Source organism: Enterobacter sp. BWH52, assembly GCF_001037565.1.
Classification (GTDB): domain Bacteria; phylum Pseudomonadota; class Gammaproteobacteria; order Enterobacterales; family Enterobacteriaceae; genus Enterobacter; species Enterobacter hormaechei_C.
The window spans coordinates 3,671,213-3,695,745 of sequence record NZ_KQ089854.1; the positions used below are offsets into that span (position 1 = coordinate 3,671,213).

At 55.9% G+C, this 24,533-nt stretch carries 20 protein-coding genes; 6 read left to right on the forward strand and 14 right to left on the reverse strand.

From position 1 onward, the window contains the following. Window positions 1-17: 17 nt before the first annotated feature. Both relA and rlmD read right to left on the reverse strand, forming a co-directional pair. A complete protein-coding gene (gene relA, locus SK47_RS17290; protein WP_003862722.1) occupies window positions 18-2,249 on the reverse strand; it encodes a GTP diphosphokinase in 2,232 nt (743 codons plus the stop codon). Between the two features lie 51 nt (window positions 2,250-2,300). Next, on the reverse strand, window positions 2,301-3,599 hold the full coding sequence (gene rlmD / locus SK47_RS17295; RefSeq protein WP_048244844.1) for a 23S rRNA (uracil(1939)-C(5))-methyltransferase RlmD: 1,299 nt from the start codon (window positions 3,597-3,599) through the stop codon (window positions 2,301-2,303). Window positions 3,600-3,656: 57 nt separating this feature from the next. On the opposite strand from rlmD, the gene barA reads away from it, so the two are divergent. Beyond that, on the forward strand, window positions 3,657-6,416 hold the full coding sequence (gene barA / locus SK47_RS17300; protein WP_003862726.1) for a two-component sensor histidine kinase BarA: 2,760 nt from the start codon (window positions 3,657-3,659) through the stop codon (window positions 6,414-6,416). 50 nt (window positions 6,417-6,466) lie between these two features. Here the strand turns inward: barA and SK47_RS17305 are convergent, their stop codons facing one another. From SK47_RS17305 to syd, 8 genes are all read right to left on the reverse strand, one after another. Further along, window positions 6,467-7,612, reverse strand: coding sequence for a glycerate kinase (locus SK47_RS17305; protein WP_003862729.1), 1,146 nt, complete (start codon window positions 7,610-7,612; stop codon window positions 6,467-6,469). 77 nt (window positions 7,613-7,689) lie between these two features. Then, the gene (gene gudD / locus SK47_RS17310; RefSeq protein WP_048244846.1) at window positions 7,690-9,027 is read right to left on the reverse strand and encodes a glucarate dehydratase; all 1,338 of its coding nucleotides are present in this window, start codon (window positions 9,025-9,027) and stop codon (window positions 7,690-7,692) included. A gap of 15 nt (window positions 9,028-9,042) precedes the next feature. Then, the gene (locus SK47_RS17315) at window positions 9,043-10,383 is read right to left on the reverse strand and encodes an enolase C-terminal domain-like protein (RefSeq protein ID WP_003862733.1); all 1,341 of its coding nucleotides are present in this window, start codon (window positions 10,381-10,383) and stop codon (window positions 9,043-9,045) included. Then, window positions 10,383-11,738 carry a galactarate/glucarate/glycerate transporter GudP gene (gudP, locus tag SK47_RS17320; protein ID WP_003862734.1) on the reverse strand — a complete coding sequence of 452 codons (1,356 nt, stop codon included), beginning with the start codon at window positions 11,736-11,738 and terminating at the stop codon, window positions 10,383-10,385. Before gudP ends, SK47_RS17315 begins: the two co-directional genes overlap by 1 nt. A gap of 308 nt (window positions 11,739-12,046) precedes the next feature. After that, entirely contained in the window at window positions 12,047-12,496 is a 450-nt protein-coding gene (locus SK47_RS17325; protein WP_048244848.1) for a flavodoxin, read from the reverse strand. 15 nt (window positions 12,497-12,511) lie between these two features. After that, window positions 12,512-13,297, reverse strand: a complete 786-nt coding sequence (gene truC / locus SK47_RS17330; protein WP_045337384.1) for a tRNA pseudouridine(65) synthase TruC — start codon at window positions 13,295-13,297, stop codon at window positions 12,512-12,514. Beyond that, window positions 13,294-13,623, reverse strand: coding sequence for a YqcC family protein (locus tag SK47_RS17335; RefSeq protein WP_003862740.1), 330 nt, complete (start codon window positions 13,621-13,623; stop codon window positions 13,294-13,296). The genes truC and SK47_RS17335 overlap by 4 nt, the downstream gene beginning before the upstream one ends. A 631-nt stretch (window positions 13,624-14,254) precedes the next feature. Next, window positions 14,255-14,800, reverse strand: a complete 546-nt coding sequence (syd, locus tag SK47_RS17345) for a SecY-interacting protein (protein ID WP_048244850.1) — start codon at window positions 14,798-14,800, stop codon at window positions 14,255-14,257. A gap of 69 nt (window positions 14,801-14,869) precedes the next feature. Between syd and queF the strand changes: the two genes are divergently transcribed. The 5 genes from queF to xni all read left to right on the forward strand — a co-directional run bounded on the left by queF (window position 14,870) and on the right by xni (window position 21,285). Further along, on the forward strand, window positions 14,870-15,712 hold the full coding sequence (queF, locus tag SK47_RS17350; RefSeq protein ID WP_023323687.1) for an NADPH-dependent 7-cyano-7-deazaguanine reductase QueF: 843 nt from the start codon (window positions 14,870-14,872) through the stop codon (window positions 15,710-15,712). Between the two features lie 116 nt (window positions 15,713-15,828). Further along, window positions 15,829-17,193 carry a nucleotide 5'-monophosphate nucleosidase PpnN gene (gene ppnN / locus SK47_RS17355; RefSeq protein ID WP_003862748.1) on the forward strand — a complete coding sequence of 455 codons (1,365 nt, stop codon included), beginning with the start codon at window positions 15,829-15,831 and terminating at the stop codon, window positions 17,191-17,193. 504 nt (window positions 17,194-17,697) lie between these two features. Beyond that, window positions 17,698-18,987, forward strand: a complete 1,290-nt coding sequence (locus SK47_RS17360) for an HAAAP family serine/threonine permease (RefSeq protein ID WP_003862749.1) — start codon at window positions 17,698-17,700, stop codon at window positions 18,985-18,987. Between the two features lie 62 nt (window positions 18,988-19,049). Next, window positions 19,050-20,417 carry an L-serine ammonia-lyase gene (locus tag SK47_RS17365; RefSeq protein ID WP_003862751.1) on the forward strand — a complete coding sequence of 456 codons (1,368 nt, stop codon included), beginning with the start codon at window positions 19,050-19,052 and terminating at the stop codon, window positions 20,415-20,417. 112 nt (window positions 20,418-20,529) lie between these two features. After that, on the forward strand, window positions 20,530-21,285 hold the full coding sequence (xni, locus tag SK47_RS17370) for a flap endonuclease Xni (RefSeq protein ID WP_003862753.1): 756 nt from the start codon (window positions 20,530-20,532) through the stop codon (window positions 21,283-21,285). Window positions 21,286-21,342: 57 nt separating this feature from the next. On the opposite strand, the gene rlmM is transcribed toward xni, so the two are convergent. The 4 genes from rlmM to SK47_RS17390 form a co-directional block, all read right to left on the reverse strand. Beyond that, window positions 21,343-22,443 carry a 23S rRNA (cytidine(2498)-2'-O)-methyltransferase RlmM gene (gene rlmM / locus SK47_RS17375; RefSeq protein WP_048244852.1) on the reverse strand — a complete coding sequence of 367 codons (1,101 nt, stop codon included), beginning with the start codon at window positions 22,441-22,443 and terminating at the stop codon, window positions 21,343-21,345. Then, window positions 22,436-22,831, reverse strand: a complete 396-nt coding sequence (locus SK47_RS17380; RefSeq protein ID WP_003862756.1) for a DUF423 domain-containing protein — start codon at window positions 22,829-22,831, stop codon at window positions 22,436-22,438. The genes rlmM and SK47_RS17380 overlap by 8 nt, the downstream gene beginning before the upstream one ends. Before the next feature lie 39 nt (window positions 22,832-22,870). Then, window positions 22,871-23,788 carry a glycine cleavage system transcriptional regulator GcvA gene (gcvA, locus tag SK47_RS17385; RefSeq protein WP_003862758.1) on the reverse strand — a complete coding sequence of 306 codons (918 nt, stop codon included), beginning with the start codon at window positions 23,786-23,788 and terminating at the stop codon, window positions 22,871-22,873. Window positions 23,789-24,138: 350 nt separating this feature from the next. Beyond that, window positions 24,139-24,366: a YgdI/YgdR family lipoprotein gene (locus SK47_RS17390; protein ID WP_003862759.1), complete on the reverse strand. Its 228-nt coding sequence runs from the start codon at window positions 24,364-24,366 to the stop codon at window positions 24,139-24,141. Window positions 24,367-24,533: the final 167 nt, after the last annotated feature.

The following is a 24,533-nucleotide window of genomic DNA, read 5'->3' on the forward strand; positions in this document are numbered from 1 at the left end:
CCTACAGAAGAGGATGTTTAGCCGCCGTGCAGACGACGCGCGTCAATCACATCCGGCACCTGGTTCAGTTTGCCGAGTACGCGGCCCAGCACCTGAAGGTTATAGATTTCGATAGTCATATCGATGGTGGCAAGCTGCTCGCGGGTATCGCTGCGGCTGGCAACGCCCAGCACGTTGACCTTCTCGTTGGCGAGAATGGTGGTGATGTCGCGCAGCAGGCCGCTGCGGTCGTTGGCAGTGACGCGCACCACCAGCGAGTAACCCGCCGAGTAGCTCTCCCCCCAGACGGCTTCCACGATACGTTCCGGCGCATGCGATTGCAGCTCTGCAAGCTGGTCGCAGTCGGAGCGGTGAATTGAGATCCCGCGCCCCTGGGTGATAAAGCCGACAATATCATCTCCCGGGATCGGCTGGCAGCAGCGGGCAATGTGGTGCATCAGGTTACCCACCCCTTCAACCACCACGCGGCCATTGTCCTTGCTGCGCTGCTGCGGAGCGTAGGTTTTCTGCTGGAGCTGTTTCAGGGCTGCCGCATCCTGCTCTGCCGCGCTTGGCTTGTTGAACTGCGCTTGCAGGAAGTTCACCATCTGGTTCAGGCGGATATCACCGCCGCCAATCGCCGCTAACAGTTCGTCGAGCTCGTTGAAGTTGTAGCGCGGCAGCAGGAACTTCTCCGCTTCTTTCAGGCTAATGCCAATATGTTCCAGCTCGTCGTCCAGGATCTGGCGACCGGCAAGGATGTTCTTGTCACGATCCTGCTTACGGAACCAGGCGTGAATTTTTGAGCGCCCACGGCTGGTGGTAACGTAACCGAGGTTCGGGTTCAGCCAGTCGCGGCTTGGGTTTGGCTGCTTCTGGGTGATGATTTCAATCTGATCGCCCATCTGGAGCTGGTAGGTAAACGGTACGATACGTCCGCCGATCTTCGCCCCGATGCAACGGTGCCCCACATCGCTGTGGATGTGGTAGGCGAAATCGAGCGGCGTGGAGCCTGCCGGCAAATCCACCACGTCCCCTTTCGGGGTAAAGACGTAGACGCGATCGTCGAAGACCTGACTGCGCACTTCGTCGAGCATTTCGCCGGAGTCGGCCATCTCTTCCTGCCACGCAATCAGCTTACGCAGCCAGGCGATACGGTCCTCGTGACCGGAGCGACCGCCGCCGGAGGTACCCTCTTTGTATTTCCAGTGCGCCGCCACGCCCAGCTCGGCGTCTTCGTGCATCTGTTTGGTACGGATCTGAATTTCCACCGTTTTGCCGCCAGGGCCGAGCACCACGGTATGAATAGACTGATAGCCGTTTGGTTTGGGGTTCGCGACGTAGTCATCGAACTCATCCGGCAGATGGCGGAAGTGAGTATGCACTATCCCCAGCGCGGCATAGCAGTCCTGAAGACGCTCCGCCACGATACGCACCGCGCGCACGTCAAACAGCTCGTCAAAGGCGAGGTGTTTCTTCTGCATTTTGCGCCAGATGCTGTAGATGTGCTTTGGACGCCCGTAGACCTCGGCGCGCACATTCTCCTCTTTCATCGACTGGCGCAGCCCGCTGACAAATTCCTCGATATAGTGCTCGCGGTCAATGCGGCGTTCGTGCAGCAATTTTGCAATGCGTTTGTATTCCGCCGGATGCAGGTAGCGGAAGCAGTAATCTTCCAGCTCCCACTTCAGTTGCCCGATACCCAGACGGTTCGCCAGCGGCGCATAGATATTCGTACACTCTTTGGCGGCCAGGACGCGCTCGTCTTCCGGCGCATCCTTTACTTCACGCAGATGGGCAACCCGTTCGGCCAGCTTGATCACCACGCAGCGGAAATCATCTACCATCGCCAGCAGCATACGACGAACGTTATCCACCTGCTCGGAAGAGACAGAGTCAGTTTGCGCGGCTTTAAGCTGACGAATGGCTGCCATATCACGCACGCCGTGGATGAGCGCCACGACGGACTGGCCGACGCTTTCACGCAGGACGTCTTCCGTCACCACGTCGGCGTCCGCCAGGGGGAACAGCAGTGCGGCCTGTAGCGTTTCGATGTCCATGTTCAGCATGGAGAGAATTTCAACCATCTCCACGCCGCGCCACAACAGCAGTTCAGCGTCCGGATGCCCCTGCGTTGTGCGTAAACAATAGGCCCAGGTTTCGGTTAAGCGTTCACACGACTGCTGGCTGGAAATCCCCAGACTTGCGATCCATTTTTGAGGGTCAAACTCACCAGCTTTATTTAAATGTGCACTTCTTACCGCAACCATCGTCCTCTCCTTTAGGGACAAGGGCCTGTCGAAGTCGACAAGCCAAACTCATTAGATGTGCTCGAACAACACCATCGATTCCAGATGACCAGTGTGCGGGAACATGTCCAGCATTGCCAGACGTCGAATCTGGTAACCCCCGCTCAATAATGCTTCGCTGTCACGGGCAAGCGTCGCCGGGTTACAGGAAACATAGACCACGCGTTCAGGCGCGAGTTTAATTATATGCTGCATCACGCCCGGCGCACCTGCGCGCGCCGGATCGAGCAGGATCTTATCAAAGCCCTGCTTAGCCCACGGTTGCTGAGTGACATCATCCTCAAGATTTTGATGAAAGAATGTCACATTTTGCAAACCGTTCTTTTGGGCGTTCTCCTGGCCTTTCGCCACCAGCGCCTCAACGCCTTCCACTCCGACCACGCTTGCTGCTCTGCGGGCCAGCGGCAGGGTAAAGTTCCCCATGCCGCAGAACAGATCGAGCACCCGGTCAGTGGGCTGTACGTCGAGCCATTCCAGCGCATTCGCCACCATCTGCTGGTTCACGCCGTCGTTAACCTGGATAAAATCCCGCGGGCTGAACGTTAAGCGTAGCCCGTCTGACGCATACCAGGGCGCTTCTCCGCTGACCTGCTCAAGTATCTCGCTTTGCGGCGCGAGGAAAAGCGCAAGCTCATGAGAATGCGAAAAGCGTTCCAGTTTTTCGCGATCCGCCTTTGACAGCGGCGCGGTGTGGCGCAGCACCATCAGCGGGCCACTGTTGGCCAGCACCAGTTCGACATGGCCGAGCGAACGCACGCCATCCAGCGATGCAAGACAGTGGTGCACGTCCGGGAGCAATGCCTCAAGATGGGGCACCAAAACAGGGCACTGCGTGACAGAGACGATATCGCTGGAGCCGGCTTTGCGAAACCCCATCTCCAGCCGCTCGGTTTTGGGCTGGTAGCTGAGGCTCAGGCGAGCGCGGCGACGGTAGCCCCAGGGCCGATCGGCAATGATGTCATTCACGTCGTGTCCGACCAGGCGGGCCAGCGCGCTGCTTTTACTTTTTTGCTGTAATTCAGTGCTGGCATGCTGTTGCTGGCAGCCACCGCAGACGCCAAAATGGGGGCAGCGAGGCGTCACGCGCTCCGGGCTATCATTAAGACGGCGCTTGACCTGACCGCGCGCATACTGACGTTTGTCTTCCGTCAGCGTAATATCTGCACGTTCTCCTGGCAGCAAACCTGTGATAAACAGTGTTTTACCCTTGTGACGCGCCACCCCCTGTCCAAAAGGATCGAGGTCAGAGGCTTCAACAGTTATGATCTGACGCGTCGTCACGCGTCGTTTTGCAGAGTAGAATTGCGCCATCGCCGAGATTGTTCTCAAATAAACATAATTAGCCTGATTGTCCCATAACGGAACTCCATGACCAACTACAGCCTGCGCGCGCGCATGATGATTTTGATCCTCGCTCCTACCGTTCTCATCGGTTTGCTGCTGAGCATTTTCTTTGTGGTGCATCGCTATAACGATTTGCAGAGACAGCTTGAAGATGCCGGGGCCAGTATTATCGAACCGCTGGCCGTCTCCAGCGAGTACGGCATGAACCTGCAAAACCGTGAATCCATTGGTCAGTTAATCAGCGTATTGCACCGCCGTCATTCAGAGATCGTACGCGCCATTTCCGTTTATGATGAGCATAACCGTCTGTTCGTCACCTCGAATTTCCATCTGGATCCCACGTCGCTGAAAATCCCGGATGGTACCCCCTTCCCGCGTCATCTTACGGTGTTGCGGCGAGGCGATATCATGATCCTGCGCACGCCGATTATCTCCGAAAGCTATTCACCCGACGAATCTGCCCAGTCCGATGCGAAGTCCAGCAATAATATGCTTGGATATGTGGCGCTGGAGCTGGATCTCAAGTCGGTGCGGCTCCAGCAGTACAAAGAAATTTTCATCTCCGGCGTGATGATGCTGTTCTGTATTGGCATCGCGCTGATCTTCGGCTGGCGACTGATGCGCGACGTCACGGGGCCTATCCGCAACATGGTGAATACCGTTGACCGGATCCGCCGGGGTCAGCTCGACAGCCGCGTGGAAGGCTTTATGCTCGGCGAGCTGGATATGCTGAAAAACGGCATCAACTCAATGGCGATGTCGCTGGCGGCTTATCACGAAGAGATGCAGCACAACGTTGACCAGGCCACCTCTGACCTGCGCGAAACGCTGGAGCAGATGGAGATCCAGAACGTGGAGCTGGATCTGGCGAAAAAACGTGCTCAGGAGGCGGCGCGTATTAAGTCTGAATTCCTGGCGAACATGTCGCACGAGCTGCGCACGCCGCTGAACGGGGTGATTGGCTTTACCCGTCTGACGCTCAAAAGCGAGCTTAACCCAACCCAGCGTGACCATCTGCATACCATTGAACGCTCAGCCAATAACCTGCTGACCATTATTAACGACGTACTGGACTTCTCGAAGCTGGAAGCGGGCAAGCTGATTCTGGAGAGTATTCCCTTCCCGCTGCGCAGCACGCTGGATGACGTGGTCACGCTTCTTGCCCACTCATCGCATGATAAGGGTCTGGAACTGACGCTCAATATTAAAAATGATGTGCCGGATAACGTCATTGGCGACCCGCTGCGCCTGCAACAGGTCATTACCAATCTGGTGGGCAACGCGATTAAGTTCACCGAGAGCGGCAACATCGACATTCTGGTCGAAAAAAGGGCGCTCAGTAATAACAAAGTCCAGATTGAAGTGCAGATCCGGGATACCGGCATTGGTATTCCGGAGCGCGATCAGACGCGTCTGTTCCAGGCTTTCCGCCAGGCCGATGCGAGCATTTCCCGTCGTCACGGCGGAACGGGCCTGGGGCTGGTGATCACCCAAAAGCTGGTGAAAGAGATGGGAGGCGATATCTCCTTCCACAGCCAGCCTAACCGGGGCTCAACCTTCTGGTTCCATATCAACCTTGATCTTAACCCGAACGTGCAGACCGACGGCCCGGTCACCGGCTGCCTGAAAGGGATGCGTCTGGCCTATGTGGAACCGAACGCCGCGGCGGCGCAGTGTACGCTGGATGTATTAAGCAGCACGCCGCTGGAGGTCATCTACAGCCCGACCTTCTCCGCGCTGGCGAACGATCATTACGATATCCTGTTGTTGGGGATTCCGGTGACGTTTACCGGAGAACTGACCATGCAGCAGGAACGCCTGGCGAAGGCGGCCTCAATGACGGACTACCTGCTGCTGGCGCTGCCGTGCCACGCCCAAATCAACGCCGAAGAGCTGAAAAACGACGGAGCGGCGGCGTGTCTGCTGAAACCCCTCACCGCCACACGGCTGTTACCTGCGTTGACTGAATATTGCCGTCTGACGCATCAGTCCCTGCCGCTGGAAAATGACGAACATAAGCTGCCGATGACGGTGATGGCCGTGGACGATAACCCGGCGAACCTGAAGCTGATTGGCGTGCTGCTTGAGGATCAGGTTCAGCACGTTGAGCTGTGTACCAGCGGCGCCGAAGCCGTGGAACAAGCCAAACAGATGCAGTTCGACCTGATCCTGATGGATATTCAGATGCCGGGCATGGATGGCATCCGCGCCTGCGAGTTGATTCGCCAGCTTCCGCACCAGCAGCAGACGCCGGTGATTGCCGTGACGGCGCACGCGATGGCGGGGCAAAAGGAGAAACTGCTGGGTGCGGGTATGAACGATTATCTGGCGAAACCGATCGACGAAGAGAAGCTGCACAGCCTGCTGCTGCGCTACAAGCCGGGACACATTGGCGGGACATACACTATTACAGCTGAATCGCCGGAAATTAGCGTTAACCAGAATGCCACGTTTGACTGGCAACTGGCGCTGCGCCAGGCGGCGGGCAAACCCGATCTGGCCCGCGATATGCTGCAAATGCTGGTGGACTTCCTGCCTGAGATCCGTAACAAGGTTGAAGAACAGCTGGTGGGTGAAAACCCTGAAGGGCTGCTGGAGGCTATCCATAAACTGCACGGCAGCTGCGGCTACAGCGGCGTACCGCGGTTGAAAAATCTCTGCCAGCTGCTTGAACAGCAGCTTCGCGCGGGTACGCCAGAATCCGATCTCGAACCGGAGTTCCTGGAGCTGCTGGATGAGATGGACAACGTGACGCGGGAAGCAATGAAGGTGTTGGGGAGTTAAGACCAAAGCCCGGTGGCGCTTCGCTTACCGGGCCTACAGGAGCACGAACGTTAACGCGACATCCCCTGCCCCATCTTTATCACCGCCGCAATATTCCTTGCGGCCATCTGTACATTCTGTTGCGCATTTTCCAGCGCATCCTCCAGCGAGCAGATGGTGTAAATCACGCTGAATACGGCATCCAGTCCGTGCTCATGCACCACGCCAACATCCGCCGTCAGGCTGCCGGCAATGCCAATAACCGGCTTGTTATAGCGTTTCGCGACTCTCGCCACGCCAACGGGCACTTTTCCGTGGATCGTCTGGCTGTCGATACGCCCTTCGCCCGTGATCACCAGATCGGCGTCCGCGACCTGTTCATCGAGATGCAGGGCATCGGTGACAATCTCAATCCCCTGACGGAGCTGTGCGCCGCAAAATGCATACAGCGCCGCCCCCATTCCACCGGCCGCACCACCGCCCGCCAGGTTTAAGACGTCAATATCCAGATCCCGGGCGATAATTTTTGCGTAATGCGCAAGCGCGTTGTCCAGCGTCCTGACCATCTCCGGCGTCGCCCCTTTCTGCGGACCGAATACCGCAGAAGCGCCAGTCTCGCCGATCAGGGGGTTGGTCACATCGCAGGCCACTTCAATTCGACAGGCTGCCAGCCGCTTATCCAGCCCGCTAAGATCGATATGCGCAAGGCTTGCCAGTTCGCCGCCGCCCGGCCCAACGGGCTGCGCTTTCGCATCCAGCAGTTTTACACCCAGCGCCTGCACCATGCCTGCGCCACCGTCATTGGTCGCGCTGCCTCCAATGCCAATAATGATATGCTTAACGCCCGCATCCAGCGCATGACGGATCAGTTCCCCAGTTCCCCAGGAGGTGGTGATTAACGGGTTACGCTTTGCAGGAGCAACAAGCTCCAGACCGCTCGCTGCCGCCATCTCGATAAAGGCGCTTTTCCCGTCTCCGGATAACCCGAAAAACCCTTCCACGCGTTCACCCAAAGGCCCGGTAACAGGAACATGGACAAGACGCCCATGCGTGGCTGCCACCATCGCTTCCACCGTCCCTTCACCACCATCGGCAACCGGTAATTTGACATAGTCCGCTGACGGGAAAATTTCGCGAAAACCGACCTCTATCGCTGTCGCCACCTCCAGCGCGCTCAAGCTTTCCTTATACGAGTCCGGAGCGATAACAATTTTCATAAGCCATCCTTACGCATGTTAGTTACGTTAAGCATACACCACGTAAGGGACCACTCATGGGAGCGGTCCCAATGAGCTTATCGTACCATGCACGGACGTTTATTGTCGAATCTCCACTCTGGGATCAGGTATTGCATCGCCAGCGCGTCATCACGCGCGCCCAGGCCGTGTTTCTGGTAAAGCTCATGCGCTTTCATGACCTGGTCCATATCCAGCTCAACGCCCAGCCCCGGTGTAGCAGGAACTTGCACCATGCCGCCTTTGATTTCAAACGGCTGTTTGGTCAGGCGCTGGTTGCCCTCCTGCCAGATCCAGTGGGTGTCGATGGCGGTAATGTTGCCCGGCGCAGCGGCCGCCACGTGGGTGAACATCGCCAGCGAGATGTCGAAGTGGTTGTTGGAGTGGGAGCCCCAGGTCAGGCCGAACTCATGGCACATCTGCGCCACGCGAACCGAGCCCTGCATCGTCCAGAAGTGCGGGTCTGCCAGCGGAATGTCCACCGATTGCAGCGAGAGCGTGTGCCCCATCTGACGCCAGTCGGTCGCGATCATGTTGGTGGCGGTTTGCAGCCCGGTGGCGCGACGGAACTCCGCCATTACTTCACGTCCGGAGAACCCCTGCTCGGCGCCGCACGGATCTTCCGCGTAGGCCAGCACGCCTTTAAGCTGCTTACCGATTTTGATCGCCTCATCAAGCGACCAGGCACCGTTCGGATCCAGCGTGACGCGCGCCTGCGGGAAGCGCTTCGCCAGCGCGGCGATCGCCTCTGCTTCTTCTTCACCCGCCAGTACGCCGCCTTTCAGCTTGAAGTCATTAAAGCCATATTTTTCATACGCGGCTTCCGCCAGGCGCACCACCGCGTCCGGGGTCATCGCTTCATCGTGACGCACACGATACCAGTCGCATTTTTCGTCCGGCTGGCTCTGGTACGGCAGCGGGGTGAGTTTGCGGTTGCCGATAAAGAACAGGTAGCCGAGCATTTCCACTTCGCTGCGCTGTTGGCCGTCGCCCAGCAGGGAGGCGACATTGACGCCCAGATGCTGGCCCAGCAGATCCAGCATCGCGGCTTCAATGCCCGTGACCACATGGATAGTGGTGCGCAGATCAAACGTTTGCAGACCACGGCCACCCGCATCACGATCGGCAAAGGTCGTGCGCACGCGAGTCAGCACATTTTTGTACTCGCCCAGCGTTTTACCAACCACCAGCGGAATGGCGTCCTCCAGCGTTTTACGGATCTTCTCCCCGCCCGGGATTTCACCGACACCGGTATGCCCTGAGTTGTCCTTGATCACCACAATATTACGGGTGAAGAACGGCGCATGGGCGCCGCTCAGGTTCATCAGCATGCTGTCATGTCCCGCGACAGGAATGATCTGCATGGAGGTAACTACAGGGGTAGAAAATGTGCTCATCGTTCGATCCTTTTATCAGTGACGTCCAAATACAGGGCGCTTACGGTCAAATGTCCAGCCGGGGATAAGGTACTGCATCGGGCCTGCGTCGTTGCGCGCGCCGCCCGGCAGTTTTTTATACGCTTCATGCGCCTTGTGGATCTGATCCCAGTCAAGCTCCACGCCCAGCCCCGGCGCATCCGGTACGGCAATTGTGCCGTTTTTGATTTCAAGTGGATTTTTGGTCAGGCGCGCTTCGCCTTCCTGCCAGATCCAGTGCGTATCGATGGCGGTCGGGTTGCCCGGCGCCGCCGCGCCAACGTGGGTAAACATCGCCAGCGAAATGTCGAAATGATTATTGGAGTGGCAGCCCCAGGTGAGGCCCCAGTCATCGCACAGCTGCGCCACGCGCACCGCGCCGGAAAGGGTCCAGAAGTGCGGGTCCGCCAGCGGTATGTCCACCGCATTCAGCATCACCGCATGGCCCATTTCGCGCCAGTTGGTGGCGATCATGTTGGTCGCAACCGGCAGCCCGGTAGCGCGGCGGAATTCGGCCATCACCTCGCGGCCAGAAAAGCCCTGCTCGGCGCCGCACGGATCTTCCGCGTAGGTCAGCACGTCGCCCAGCCCTTTGCACAGCGCGATAGCTTCATCCAGCAGCCAGGCGCCGTTCGGATCGACGGTGATGCGTGCCTCCGGGAAGCGTTTTTTCAACGCGCGCACGCTGTCAATCTCCTGCTCGCCCGGCAGAACGCCGCCTTTCAGCTTGAAGTCTTTAAAGCCGTAGCGATCCTGCGCCGCCTCTGCCAGGCGTACCACCGCCTCGCCAGAGAGCGCCTCCTGATGACGCAGGTGATACCACTCGTGGCTACCCGGCGAGCGTTCCAGATACGGCAGATCGGTTTTAGTCCGGTCGCCAACGTAGAACAGATAGCCCAGCACCGTTACCGCATCACGCTGTTTGCCTGGCCCCAGCAGTTCGCAGACCGGCACGTTCAGCGCCTTGCCCAGTAAATCGAGGAGAGCCGCCTCCAGCGCCGCCACCGCGTTAACGCGCAGTTCAAACGTCCAGGCACCTTTGCCGAAGGTATCAAAATCCGCCGACTGGTTGCCCTTATGCACCCGCTGAACCACCTTGTTGAGACGGGCGACCTCCTGCCCAACCACCTGCGGGATGGCGTCGACCAGCGTCTGGTAAATCACCTCTCCGCCAGGCGCTTCCCCGACGCCGGTGTTCCCTGCGCTGTCGGTCAGCACCACAATGTTGCGGGTGAACCAGGCGTTATGCGCGCCACCAATGTTGAGCAGCATGCTGTCCTGCCCCGCCACCGGGATGACCTTCATCTCCGTCACGATCGGGCTTGATTGCGTTGTCATCATCCGCGCTCCCCAACAGGTTTCAGTTCGATTCGTTTGATGTCACCCACCAGCACCAGGTAACTGAGTACCGCCACCAGCGCATGGACGCCTACATAAATCAGCGCACCATTGAAGGAGCCGGTGGTGCCGACGATGTAACCGATAGCGATTGGGGTGACAATGCCGGAAATGTTGCCAAACATGTTGAACAGACCGCCGCTCAGGCCGCTGATCTCTTTCGGCGCGGTATCTGCCATCACCGCCCAGCCCAGTGCGCCAATGCCTTTACCGAAGAAGGCCATCGCCATAAAGCCGATAATCATCCACTCCGCGCTGACGTAATTACAGAACACCATGGTCATGGAGAGCAGCATGCCGAGCACGATTGGCGTTTTACGCGCAATATTCAGCGAACCGGTACGACGCATCAACCAGTCGGAGATGACCCCGCCAAGCACTCCACCCACGAAGCCGCAGATGGCCGGCACGGAGGCGACAAACCCCGCCTTCAGAATCGACATGCCGCGCGCCTGCACCAGGTAAACCGGGAACCAGGTGATAAAGAAGTAGGTTAAGGCGTTAATGCAATACTGGCCGAGATAGATACCGATCATCATTCGTGAGCCGACGAGTTGTTTGATCTGCCCCCATTTCTGGCTGAACGGGACCTTAGCTTTCTGGGTTTTCTGATCCATGTTGATCAGCGCCCCGCCTTCAGCAATGTAGTCCAGCTCTTTCTTGTTCACGCCCGGATGCTGGTTTGGTTCGTGGATCACTTTCAGCCAGATGAAGCTGATGACGATCCCCAGCCCGCCCATGAAGAAGAAGACGTGTGACCAGCCCACCTCATGCGTCAGCCAGCCCATGATTGGCGCGAAAATAACCGTCGCAAAGTATTGCGCCGAGTTAAAGATCGCTACCGCCGTTCCCCTCTCCTGCGCCGGGAACCAGGCGGCCACAATACGGCTGTTGCCAGGGAATGATGGCGCTTCCGCTAAGCCCACCAGGAAGCGGAGGGTAAAGAGCGCAATGATAATGCCGAAGCCGCTAAAGATATCCACGAAGCCCTGTAACAGGGTAAACATCGACCAGATGAAAATGGACCAGAAATAGACCCGTTTTGAGCCAAAGCGGTCCAGCAGCCAGCCGCCAGGGATTTGGCCGATTACGTAGGCCCATGAAAATGCGGAGAAAACATAACCCATACCCACCGGATCAAGTCCGATGTCCTTTGCCATCTCAGAGCCGGCAATGGATAACGTGGCACGGTCGCCGTAGTTGAAAGAGGTGACGATAAACAGCATCACCACTATCCAGTAGCGGGCGTTGGTGCGCTTCTCAGCGCTGCTCGCCGCGTGGCTTAATGTACTCATTGTTGCACTCCTGAAACATAGCTTTCGCCTGGTTCATTCTGTACAGCACCTGTAGGGTAATCAGAATGAGAGATTTGTGTTTGGTTTTGGTACGGCCAGAAGCCGTTTTATAGTGACGGGAAAAGTATATGAAGGAGTGACCGGTTCTCTCACCGTGCAGGAACACAACATTGACGGGCGTGGGGAACGTGGTTTGGGGCATAAGCCCAAAGTGGTGGAAGATACTTCACGGAATTGAGGATAGGATGCGGCTTCGTTGCCGGGTGGCGGCTTCGCCTTACCCGGCCTGGCGTTCGTTTAGTACAGGGTTAGTTCAGGAGCGTGGCCCAGTGTTCAACCCAGGGATTTGACTCGCTTTCTGGCTCAGGGTGTTCACCCGCATCAATCAGCAACATCTCTCCGACGCGCTGAGCGCTCTGTTCCTGCAACAGCGCGTCGAACTGTTTACCGCCGCCGCAGAAATTGGCGTAAGAGCTATCGCCGAGGGCAATGATGCCATAGTGAACATCTGGCTGATAGCCAAGCTGGTCTTTAATGCCCTGGAAAAGCGGGACGATGCTGTCCGGTAGATCGCCCTGCCCGGTGGTGGAGGTCACCACCAGGATGTATTTATCTTTATACTTTTCCCAGTCCGCCAGCTCCGGATCTTCATAGACCGTTGCTTTATGGCCCTGGTCTACGAGGATTGCTTCCGCTTCCTCCGCCACCAGCAGCGAGTTGCCGTACATTGTCCCGACAAAAATGCCTACTTCAGCCATGCTTTGCTCCCGTAATTATTGCGCTTGCTGTTCATCCTGAACGTTGCCTGCGGCAAACTCAACCCTTTCATTTTCGGGGAGTTGTCCCAGCCAGCCAAACTGTGACAGCGCCTGCATCCAGACCTTGTCCAGCCCCGCGCGAATAGTCAGCGGTTCGCCGGTAAACGGGTGCGTCAGGCGTAGCTCGCTGGCGTGCAGCATCAGCCGGTTACAGCCAAAGTGCTCGGCCGCGCTGCGGTTCTGGCGCAGATCGCCGTGCTTGCTGTCGCCGATAATGGGGTGGCGCAGATGTGCAAGGTGACGGCGAAGCTGGTGCTTGCGCCCGGTTTTGGGCAAAAGCTCCACCAGACTGTATCGCGTGGTCGGAAATTTGCTGGTCGCCACCGGCAGTTCTGTGGTCGCCATACCACGATAGTCGGTCACCGCTGGCTGCGGGCCTTTATCTTCGCGGGCAAATTTATCGGCGATTTTATCCAGTTCCTCCACCAGGGGATAATCAAGCGTGGCGGAATCCATCAGCCAGCCACGCACGATGGCGTGGTAGCGTTTCTGGATCTGGTGCTGTTCAAACTGCTGCGCCAGCAGGCGCCCGGCCTCACTGGAAAGCCCCATCAGCAGAACACCAGAGGTTGGCCGATCGAGACGATGGGCAGTAAAAACGTGCTGACCGATTTGATCGCGCACGGTTTGCATGACCACCACTTTCTCATCGCGATCGAGCCAGCTACGGTGCACCAGCCAGCCGGACGGTTTATTCACCGCCACTAACCACTCATCCTGATAAAGGATCTCAAGCGTCATGCATCGTCACCGGCGAAAAGCGCATCCAGCTTCTCCAGCTCCACCAGCATCATGGCACGCGCCGGGTGGGTCGCTTCCAGCGCCATTTCGTAATAGGGAGAGACGGCAAAAGACGCGGGCAACGCGTGGCCACCTTCCAGCAGCGCGTGCATACGCGGAATTAAGACCCACTGGAGCCACTCGAACGGGTCCAGCGTATCCAGACAAAACGGTTGGGTGCTGGCGAACGCGTCTGGCTGCGGCGCGTTATCCTGCCACAGCTGATGCTGGCGCATAAGGGCTTCGATGGCGTGCAACTGCGCACGAACGCTGTCATGATGCGACATATATACCTCAACTGAAAAACGGAATGGCGCGAAGCATAGCATTGCGGAAGACAGAAATAAAAAAGGGAGCACTGTAAAAACAGTGCTCCCGGTTCGTTTCGCAGCATTCCAGCTACAATACGTGCTCCCTGCTCATCCGTGACAACTTTTCCTGATGCCCGAAGGCCTGGTCATCCCTTTACCTTTTGCTTCCTGCTCACATCGTCCTGATGTGTAGGTTTCATCCTGAAACGTCCTGGCCATCCTGACCCACCGACCATCCTGACCGGCTCTCGTTCTCCTTCCTGGAGGTGTCCCTTACGCATCCTGCGTGATCCACTTTGCTTCATCCTGAAGCCTTCCTGCGGCGTCATCCTGACGTGTCCCTGGTAAGAAACGCCATCATCCTGATGTTCGTTTCTCGTGTCGGCATCCTGTCGACACAGATAGAATCCGCTATTCTGCTTCGTCTTACAACCCACCTTGTGAGCAATGTAAGCCAGGCGAAACGGGGGATTTCCTTTCAGAAAACCACTAACTTATTGAAAGAGAAGTTAATATTAATCTGAAATTCCTAAGACAATGCTAATTGTTTCGGCGATGTCTCACAGCGCGTGTAAGAGATCTCTCACACGCCCACTAGCATCATGGATTACAGAAGCGGCTCAATTCGGATAAGGAAATCCGCAAGTGAAGGCGCGAGAACGTCGCGATTGCGGGTGCCGAGCGTCTCTTTAATGACCTCGCCAGACAGGTTGCAGACAGAAATGACGTCCAGTTCACTGTCGAGCGTCGCAATAAAGAGAGTCGGAGAGAGCTTAAGCCGTTTTTGCGTGACCAGGTGACCAATGAGGTTTTCCTGAACGCGTTGCAGATCGTCTTCGCTCCAGGTTTGCAGCAGCGTCAGCGGCTGTCCTGCAAAACATGCAGTCATATCCCCGGCAAACTGCGTGGTATAAAATGCATGAAGCGCAGGTTGTATCACAAGGTCCATCGCGCGTTCAACCGCATTTACATTCTGCTCGCCCATGAACGGTTTCGGTTGCCAGATAACGTAATCATCCTGCGAAGCGATAATGCACGGTGACGGCACGCCATATAAGTCAGTACTTTGCGGCCACGTCCCCCGCTTTTCATGCCAGGCATCGCAATAGCGGGTCGTGAAGGACGTCAGGGCATTTGCAGTTTCGATATCCACCGATTTCTCTCTTCTTGTAAGACAGGATAAACTCAGCCCATAAGTGTACCTGTAAAGTGGCTATGAAACATGTCTTACGAAAATCATCAGGCGTTAACGGGCTTAACGCTGGGAAAATCGACCGATTACCGCGACACCTACGATGCAAGCCTATTGCAGGGCGTGCCGCGTAGTCTGAACCGCGATCCGCTCGGGCTGCACGCTGACGCGCTGCCGTTTGTCGGCGGCGACATCTGGACGCTGTACGAACTCTCCTGGCTGAATGCGCGCGGTCTGCCGCAGGTGGCCGTGGGCCACGTCGAGCTGGATTACGCCAGCGTAAACCTGGTCGAATCCAAGAGCTTTAAGCTCTATCTCAACAGCTTTAACCAGACCAAATTTAACAGCTGGGACGAGGTGCAACAGACGCTTGAACGTGATTTAAGCGCGTGCGCGCAGGGGAACGTAACCGTCTCGTTATACCGTCTGCATGAGCTGGAAGGTCAGCCCATCGCCCATTTCCACGGCACCTGCATCGACGATCAGGACATTGAGGTGGAAAGCTATGAATTTAGCAGCGACTACCTGGAAAACGCGGCGGGCGGAAAAGTGGTCAACGAGACGCTGGTTAGCCATCTGCTGAAATCCAACTGCCTTATCACCCATCAGCCGGACTGGGGCTCGGTACAGATCCAGTACCGCGGCCCGCAGATTGACCGTGAAAAGCTGCTGCGTTACCTGGTGTCATTCCGTCATCACAACGAATTCCACGAGCAGTGCGTGGAGCGCATCTTCAACGACATCCAGCGTTTCTGCCAGCCCGAAAAGTTGAGCGTTTACGCCCGCTACACCCGTCGCGGCGGTCTGGATATCAACCCGTGGCGCACCAATACCGATTTTGTGCCTGCCACCGGACGACTTGTGCGCCAGTAAGATAAATATTTTCACAATATGCGGGCGGTATTCCGCCCGAAGTGTTGTGAAACGTCATAAGCCAGGGCTATTGTAATCAACAGGGAAAGACGATAATCGTCCCATAAGGAGCTCACTTGATTACACATATTAGCCCGCTTGGCTCTATGGATATGTTGTCGCAACTGGAAGTGGACATGCTTAAACGCACCGCCAGTAGCGACCTTTATCAACTGTTTCGTAACTGTTCACTTGCCGTACTGAACTCCGGAAGCCTGACCGACAACAGTAAAGAGCTGCTGTCCCGCTTCGAAAGTTTTGATATCAACGTGCTGCGCCGCGAGCGCGGGGTGAAGCTCGAAGTGATCAACCCGCCGGAAGACGCTTTTGTCGACGGGCGTATTATTCGCTCACTTCAGGCAAACCTGTTTGCCGTGCTGCGCGACATTCTGTTTGTTAACGGACAGATCAGCAATGCCGGACGTTTCCAGCATCTTGACCTGGAAAGTTCCGTTCATATCACCAACCTGGTCTTCTCCATTCTGCGTAACGCCCGTGCCCTGCACGTGGGCGAAGCGCCGAACATGGTCGTCTGCTGGGGCGGTCACTCCATTAACGAAACCGAATACCTGTATGCCCGCCGCGTAGGGACGCAGCTCGGCCTGCGCGAACTGAATATCTGTACCGGTTGCGGTCCTGGCGCGATGGAAGCGCCGATGAAAGGCGCGGCAGTAGGACACGCACAGCAACGCTATAAAGAAGGCCGTTTTATCGGCATGACCGAGCCATCGATCATCGCCGCTGAGCCGCCTAACCCGCTGGTTAACGAACTGATTATTATGCCGGATATCGAAAAACGTCTTGAGGCGTTTGTCCGTATCGCGCACGGCATCATCATCTTCCCGGGCGGCGTAGGCACGGCGGAAGAGCTGCTTTATCTGCTGGGGATCCTGATGAACCCGGCCAACAAAGATCAGGTTCTGCCGCTGATCCTGACCGGCCCGAAAGAGAGCGCCGACTACTTCCGCGTGCTGGACGAGTTTATCGTGCATACGCTGGGCGAAGATGCGCGCCGTCACTACCGCATTATTATTGACGATGCCGCAGAAGTGGCCCGTCAGATGAAAAAAGCGATGCCGCTGGTGAAAGAGAATCGTCGTGATACCGGGGATGCCTACAGTTTTAACTGGTCCATCCGTATCGCACCGGATCTTCAGATACCCTTCGAGCCGTCGCATGAGAACATGGCGAACCTCAAACTCTATCCGGATCAGCCGGTGGAAGTGCTGGCTGCCGACCTGCGTCGCGCCTTCTCTGGCATCGTGGCGGGGAACGTGAAAGAGGTAGGGATCCGCGCAATTGAAGAGTTCGGGCCGTATAAGATCCACGGTGACCCGGAGATGATGCGCCGCATGGATGACATGTTGCAGGGCTTTGTCGCTCAGCACCGCATGAAGCTTCCAGGCTCTGCCTATATTCCGTGTTACGAAATCATCAAGTAAAGCGACATTTCTTTCCTCTCAAGCCGGATCGTCATCCGGCTTTTTTATTAGTGATGCAATTCATAGCGATCTTCAATGTTATTAACAAATCTGACGCCTGCGCAAACGATTACCTCGATTTTGAAACCGTAAATAATCAGCCTTAATCGAAATTACCCGCCAGAAAATCCTAAAATCCCATTTCTTTACAGCGAAAGACACCTATCTCGCGGGTCGACCTTTTCGAAAACATGTCGTTAATGGTAGCCTTCGCGCCCGTAAATTCTCTTTGATGTTTTTTTAACAGATAAATGGTCTAAAGATACCCACATCACAAGTGGATTATTGCATTTGGGATCGCGATCACTGATAGATTCATAACTAGAATGTATCTTTCCGCCCGCCAATAGTTACGGGCAAAAATTATTAAAAAACCGTCACTGAACGAATTTCATATTACCGTCAGGCACTTTTTCATCGGATTTGACTAAAAACCTGACAATTTGCTTCCTCCAGGAGATACAGATGGAAACCACTCAAACCAGCACCGTTGCTTCGATTGAATCCCGAAGCGGTTGGCGCAAAACGGATACCATGTGGATGCTTGGCCTGTACGGCACAGCAATCGGCGCTGGTGTACTGTTCCTTCCTATCAACGCAGGTGTCGGCGGTATGATCCCGCTGATCATCATGGCCCTCATCGCTTTCCCGATGACCTTCTTTGCACACCGCGGCCTGACCCGCTTCGTGCTGTCCGGTAAAAATCCGGGCGAAGACATCACTGAAGTCGTTGAAGAACACTTCGGCGTCGGCGCAGGTAAGCTGATTACCCTGCTCTACTTCTTCGCGATTTACCCGATTCTGCTGGTGTACAGCGTTGCTATTACCAACACCGTTGAAAGCTTTATGATGCACCAGCTTCAGATGACCCCGCCGCCGCGTGCGATTCTGTCCCTGATCCTGATCGTCGGTATGATGACCATCGTGCGCTTCGGCGAGCAGATGATTGTGAAAGCGATGAGCGTGCTGGTGTTCCCGTTTGTTGCGGCTCTGATGGTGCTGGCTCTGTACCTGATCCCACAGTGGAACGGCGCTGCGCTGGAAACCCTGTCTCTGAGCAGCGCATCCACGACCGGCAACGGTCTGCTGCTGACCCTGTGGCTGGCGATCCCGGTGATGGTATTCTCCTTCAACCACTCGCCAATCATCTCTTCCTTCGCAGTAGCGAAGCGTGAAGAGTACGGCAATGGCGCAGAGAAGAAGTGCTCCAGCATCCTGGCTCGCGCGCACATCATGATGGTACTGACCGTAATGTTCTTCGTGTTCAGCTGCGTGCTGAGCCTCTCCCCGGCGGATCTGGCGGCGGCGAAAGAGCAGAACATCTCTATTCTGTCTTACCTGGCAAACCACTTTAACGCACCGCTGATTGCGTGGATGGCGCCGATCATCGCGATTATCGCCATCACCAAATCCTTCCTGGGCCACTACCTGGGCGCACGTGAAGGCTTCAACGGCATGGTGATTAAATCTCTGCGTGGTAAAGGCAAGACCATTGAAATCAACCGTCTGAACAAAATCACTGCACTGTTCATGCTGGTGACCACCTGGGCGGTAGCCACCCTGAACCCAAGCATTCTGGGCATGATTGAAACCCTGGGCGGCCCGATTATCGCGATGATCCTGTTCCTGATGCCGATGTACGCGATTCAGAAAGTGCCTGCGATGCGCAAATACAGCGGCCATATCAGCAACGTGTTCGTTGTTGTGATGGGCCTGATTGCCATCTCCGCTATTTTCTACTCGCTGTTCAGCTAATACCTCCTGCGCCGTCTGCGGACGGCGCACTTCTCCCCTCTGACTGAAGCAATGGACGCATCATGATTAGCGTATTCGATATCTTCAAAATCGGTATTGGTCCTTCCAGCTCTCACACCGTCGGACCAATGAAAGCCGGTAAACAATTCACGGATGACTTGATTGCACGCGGCATTTTGCACGACATCACCCGCGTGGTTGTCGATGTATATGGTTCCCTTTCCCTGACCGGTAAAGGCCACCATACCGATATTGCCATTATCATGGGGCTGGCGGGTAATCTGCCGGATACCGTTGATATTGATGCAATACCTGGCTTTATCCAGGACGTGAACACCCACGGTCGTTTGCTGCTGGCGAACGGCGAGCATGAGGTTGAATTCCCGGTTGATCACTGCATGAATTTCCATGCGGATAACCTGTCGCTGCACGAAAATGGCATGCGCATTACCGCGCTGGCCGGCGACAAAGCGGTTTACAGCCAGACGTATTACTCCATCGGCGGCGGGTTTATCGTCGACGAGGACCATTTTGGTCAAAGCACCAATTCTGCTGTTGATGTGCCGTACCCTTACAAAAACGCGGCCGACTTACAGCGTCACTGCCAGGAGACAGGGCTTTCTCTCTCCGGCCTGATGATGAAAAACGAGCTGGCCCTGCACAGCAAAGAGGAACTGGAACAGCACTTCGCTAACGTCTGGGAAGTGATGCGCAGCGGCATTGAGCGCGGGATCACCACCGAAGGCGTGCTGCCGGGTAAACTGCGTGTTCCGCGTCGTGCGGCTGCGCTGCGCCGCATGCTGGTCAGCGCCGACAAAACCACCACCGATCCGATGGCCGTCGTCGACTGGATCAACATGTTCGCGCTGGCGGTGAACGAAGAGAACGCCGCGGGCGGCCGCGTCGTCACCGCACCAACCAACGGGGCGTGCGGCATTGTTCCGGCGGTCCTGGCGTATTACGACAAGTTTATCCGTGAAGTGAACGCAAACTCACTTGCACGCTACCTGCTGGTCGCCAGTGCGATTGGCTCACTGTACAAGATGAACGCCTCAATTTCTGGCGCGGAAGTAGGCTGTCAGGGTGAAGTGGGCGTAGCCTGCTCTATGGCGGCGGCGGGTCTGGCCGAATTGCTGGGCGCAAGCCCTGCGCAGGTTTGTATCGCGGCGGAAATCGGCATGGAACATAACCTGGGGCTGACCTGCGATCCGGTCGGCGGACAGGTCCAGGTGCCATGCATCGAACGTAACGCCATCGCCTCGGTGAAAGCAGTGAACGCGGCCCGTATGGCGCTGCGTCGTACCAGCGAACCGCGCGTCTGCCTCGACAAGGTTATCGAAACCATGTACGAAACCGGCAAAGATATGAACGCCAAATACCGCGAAACCTCCCGCGGTGGCCTGGCGATGAAGATCGTCACCTGCGATTAAGCCTCTCAGGAAGCCTCGTTTTGCGAGGCTTCTTCCTGTTTTCCCCACCATTCATAGTTTCATGCTGCGCTCAGTGTTACCCTTCACCCATTAGACAGAAGGGAGATTATCTGTGGCCGTTCATTTGCTTATCGTCGATGCTCTTAACCTGATTCGCCGTATTCATGCGGTACAGGGCACACCCTGCAAGGACACCTGTTTACACGCGCTGGAGCAGCTTATCCGCCACAGTGAACCCACCCATGCGGTCGCGGTTTTTGATGACGAAGCCCGCAACACGGGCTGGCGGCACCAGCGCCTGCCGGACTACAAAGCCGGGCGTGCGCCGATGCCGGACGATCTGCACGCAGAAATGCCCGCTATCCGCGCGGCCTTTGAGCAGCGCGGCGTTCCGTGCTGGGGCGCCCACGGTAATGAGGCTGACGATTTAGCCGCAACGCTGGCGGTTAAAGTCGCGAGCGCCGGACATCAGGCGACTATCGTTTCAACCGACAAAGGCTACTGCCAGCTGCTCTCCCCCACTATCCGTATTCGCGACTATTTTCAAAAACGCTGGCTGGACGCGCCGTTCATTGCCAGCGAGTTTGGCGTATCGCCTGAGCAACTGCCGGATTACTGGGGGCTGGCGGGGATCAGCAGCTCTAAAGTGCCGGGTGTCGCCGGTATTGGACCCAAAAGCGCCGCACAGCTGCTGACGGAGTTTCAGAGTCTGGAAGGGATGTACGCCCGGCTGAACGAGGTGCCGGATAAATGGCGCAAAAAGCTGGAGGCGCATAAAGAAATGGCGTTTATCTGCCGGGAGGTGGCGACGCTACAGACGGATTTACAACTGGACGGGAATTTACAGCAGTTAAGGTTAGAGCGTTAAAACAACTACACGATTTTGTAGGCCCGGTAAGCGCAGCGCCACCGGGCGTTACAAACGTTATCGCTCGTCGCGACGCCCCCCCACGGCCGCCCACCAGCGACGGATATGCACCGTCACTTCTTCGCGGTCGTGATAAAGCTGACGCGCCTGGATTTCCGCGTTAATCCCGTGTTCATCCAGCTGCTGCTGAATGTAGGCCAGGTTCTGCGACACCTCCTCATAGCGCTTTTTCATCGGCAGCTTGAGGTTGAAAATGGTCTCGCGACACCAGCCGTTCACCAGCCAGGAGGCCATCAGCGCGGCCACTTTCGCCGGTTTCTCAACCATGTCGCACACCATCCAGGAGATGTTGTTGCGGTTCGGGCGATAGCGGAAACCGTCTTCACGCAGCCAGGTGACCTGTCCGGTGTCCATCAGGCTTTGCGCCATTGGGCCGTTATCAACGGACGATACCCACATGTTGCGTTTCACCAGCTGATAGGTCCAGCCGCCCGGGCACGCGCCAAGGTCGACGGCATACATGCCGTTTGCCAGCCGTTCGTCCCACTCGTCCGCCGGGATAAAGACGTGAAACGCCTCCTCCAGCTTGAGGGTTGAACGGCTCGGCGCATCTGCCGGGAAGCGCAGACGCGGGATCCCCATAAAGAACGGCGAGTTATTGGTGGTATACGAGTAGCCTGCGTAACAACATCCTGGCGCAATAAAGAAGATATGCACGACTGGGCGCTTTGGCGTTTCGTAGTTTGTCAGCACACCCGCATCACGCAGCGCCGCGCGCAGCGGCACGGTGAACTTACGGCAGAACTTCATCAGCTCTTTGCTTTCGTTGGTGTCGGCCACTTCCACGCGCAAATCGCCGCCCTTCTCCACCACGCCCTGCAACAGGCCAACAATCGGCTTGATGCGATCTTCCGGCGGAAGATCTTTCAGCAGTTCACCCGCGACAAACATCTGACGGGCGAAAATCAATGAGCTGAACGGCAGTTCGCGCGCCAGCTTGTCGGCATCATCAGGCTGATAGCATTCAAATACCACATAGCCCGCGTTCTCTTTGACGCGAGCGAATCCAAAGACTTCACGCTTCGCCGCTTTATCGGTGATTTCCGCGGCGCACTCTTTCTCAAACCCCGGGCGACAATATAAAACAACCTTATTCATGAACAACGCCCTTGCGTTTCAGACGGATAGCTCCGATAAACATTAACACCCAACCCGCCAGGAAGCTGACGCCGCCGACAGGTGTAACAAACGCCCACAGGCGTAAATGCGACAGCGCCAGACAGTAAAGACTGCCGCTGAACAGTACGGTACCCAGCGCCAGAAAGACGCTGCTCCAGTAAAACCAGATGCTGATGCGGCGCTGCATCGCCACCGCCAGCCCAAAAATTGCCAGCGTGTGGAACGCCTGATATTCAAGGCCGGTCTGGATCCACCCCATCTCCACAACGCCCAGAGATTTGCTTAAGACATGCGCGCCAAACGCGCCCAGAGCTACAAAAATAAAGCCACTCACCGCGGCGAAAATCAGCATGAATCGGCTGGTCATGTTTAAGTCCTGAATTGATGCGTGCCCGGCACACAAACGTTATTGTTCATACCTGAAGCGGAATTTTTCTTGCTCGCTTGCCGCTTTCGCCAGTATCCACTGCCGGAAAGCGGCTATTTTACCCAGTTCTGCCTGACTGTCATGACAAACCAGATAAAATGCATTCTTGCTGACCAGTACATCGTTAAATGGGCAAACCAGACGGCCTGCCTCAATTTCGGACTGCGCCATAACGTTGTTTGCCAACGCCACGCCCTGCCCGTGAATGGCAGCCTGTAGCACCATCGCGCTGTGGCTAAAAATGGGCCCCTGCTGCACGTTTATATGATTAAGACCTAACTGGCGGGTATAAGTTTGCCAGTCGCGACGCGACGCATCGTGCAAAAGCGTATGTTGCGCCAGATCGGCGGGCGTTTTGAGCGCTTTATCCCCCGTCAGCAGCAGCGGTGAACAGACCGGCAACAGATATTCTGCGTATAATTTTTCCACACGCAAGCCCGGCCAGTTACCGCGACCGTAAAAAATCGCCACGTCCACATCATCTGCAAGCTTGTCTTCCTGACGGTCCACCGCCTGGATTCGGACATCGATTCCCGGATAAGTTGAGTTAAAGCTTGAGAGTCGCGGCACCAGCCACTGAATGGCAAAACTGGGCAATAAACTCACAGTCAGGGCGCCTTTTGCGCTCCGGGCCTGAAGCTTGCGAGTGGCTTCCGTCAGCTGGGAAAAAATCTCTTTAATATCCTGAAAATAGCTCTGCCCCTCTTCGGTCAACAGCAACGAACGGTTGCGTCGACGGAACAGCTTAAGCCCCAGAAAATCCTCCAGAGACTTGATTTGATGACTTACTGCGGCCTGTGTCACAAAAAGCTCATCGGCTGCGCGGGTGAAGCTGAGGTGGCGTGCTGCTGCATCAAAAACACGTAATGCATTAAGGGGTGGCAATCGCTTGGACATGGTTATCTGGCTTAGATGTTAACGAGATTTAACATATAGGAAACAACGTTTAACCTATTAGTTTTTTTTATCTGAGCCATTATAATTTGTCCGTTGAGGAACTACCAGCAAATACCTATAGTGGCGGCACTTCCTGAGCCGGAACGAAAAGCTTTTTTTGGAATGCGTGTTCTGAAGGGCTTTTGGCTTACGGTTGTGATGTTGTGTTGTTGTGTTTGCAATTGGTCTGCGATTCAGACCACGGTAGCAACGCTACCAATTTTTCACTTCCTGTACATTTACCCTGTCTGTCCATAGTGATTAATGTAGCACCGCCAACTTGCGGTGCTTTTTTTTCGCTTATCTAACTGTTAATGCTCGATTTCCTTCATCTCTTTCACGTCAGTGCGATTGATCTGCTGTTTGTTCCCGTTAGCATCTTTGTATGAAATCATCCCGGTATCATTATCGGTTGTCGGTTTCCCTTCAGAGACGATAGATCGACCATCGTTGGTATGCATTACGTAGTTATTTCCAGAACAGGCGCTCAGGGCAAAGGTCAACGCACAGGCAGAAATGATTGCAGCTGTCTTTTTCATGATTATCTCCTTTAGCAATTAATGCTATTCAAACCTCGATTTATAACAGGCTAAAACATCCGCCTAACACTATTTAGCATAACCTGCTTTTTCAGACTCGCCAGGATAAGCAGACAAATCTGATAGATATCAACTTCCTTGCCCTGCCGATGAATTTGCGCGACGAT

Excerpts from the sequence above, each read along its gene's own strand:
- relA (WP_003862722.1), bottom strand. The coding sequence starts at position 2,249 with ATGGTTGCGGTAAGAAGTGCACATTTAAATAAAGCTGGTGAGTTTGAC.
- rlmD (WP_048244844.1), bottom strand. The coding sequence starts at position 3,599 with ATGGCGCAATTCTACTCTGCAAAACGACGCGTGACGACGCGTCAGATC.
- barA (WP_003862726.1), top strand. The coding sequence starts at position 3,657 with ATGACCAACTACAGCCTGCGCGCGCGCATGATGATTTTGATCCTCGCT.
- SK47_RS17305 (WP_003862729.1), bottom strand. The coding sequence starts at position 7,612 with ATGAAAATTGTTATCGCTCCGGACTCGTATAAGGAAAGCTTGAGCGCG.
- gudD (WP_048244846.1), bottom strand. The coding sequence starts at position 9,027 with ATGAGCACATTTTCTACCCCTGTAGTTACCTCCATGCAGATCATTCCT.
- SK47_RS17315 (WP_003862733.1), bottom strand. The coding sequence starts at position 10,383 with ATGACAACGCAATCAAGCCCGATCGTGACGGAGATGAAGGTCATCCCG.
- gudP (WP_003862734.1), bottom strand. The coding sequence starts at position 11,738 with ATGAGTACATTAAGCCACGCGGCGAGCAGCGCTGAGAAGCGCACCAAC.
- SK47_RS17325 (WP_048244848.1), bottom strand. The coding sequence starts at position 12,496 with ATGGCTGAAGTAGGCATTTTTGTCGGGACAATGTACGGCAACTCGCTG.
- truC (WP_045337384.1), bottom strand. The coding sequence starts at position 13,297 with ATGACGCTTGAGATCCTTTATCAGGATGAGTGGTTAGTGGCGGTGAAT.
- SK47_RS17335 (WP_003862740.1), bottom strand. The coding sequence starts at position 13,623 with ATGTCGCATCATGACAGCGTTCGTGCGCAGTTGCACGCCATCGAAGCC.
- queF (WP_023323687.1), top strand. The coding sequence starts at position 14,870 with ATGTCTTACGAAAATCATCAGGCGTTAACGGGCTTAACGCTGGGAAAA.
- SK47_RS17360 (WP_003862749.1), top strand. The coding sequence starts at position 17,698 with ATGGAAACCACTCAAACCAGCACCGTTGCTTCGATTGAATCCCGAAGC.
- SK47_RS17365 (WP_003862751.1), top strand. The coding sequence starts at position 19,050 with ATGATTAGCGTATTCGATATCTTCAAAATCGGTATTGGTCCTTCCAGC.
- rlmM (WP_048244852.1), bottom strand. The coding sequence starts at position 22,443 with ATGAATAAGGTTGTTTTATATTGTCGCCCGGGGTTTGAGAAAGAGTGC.
- SK47_RS17380 (WP_003862756.1), bottom strand. The coding sequence starts at position 22,831 with ATGACCAGCCGATTCATGCTGATTTTCGCCGCGGTGAGTGGCTTTATT.
- gcvA (WP_003862758.1), bottom strand. The coding sequence starts at position 23,788 with ATGTCCAAGCGATTGCCACCCCTTAATGCATTACGTGTTTTTGATGCA.
- SK47_RS17390 (WP_003862759.1), bottom strand. The coding sequence starts at position 24,366 with ATGAAAAAGACAGCTGCAATCATTTCTGCCTGTGCGTTGACCTTTGCC.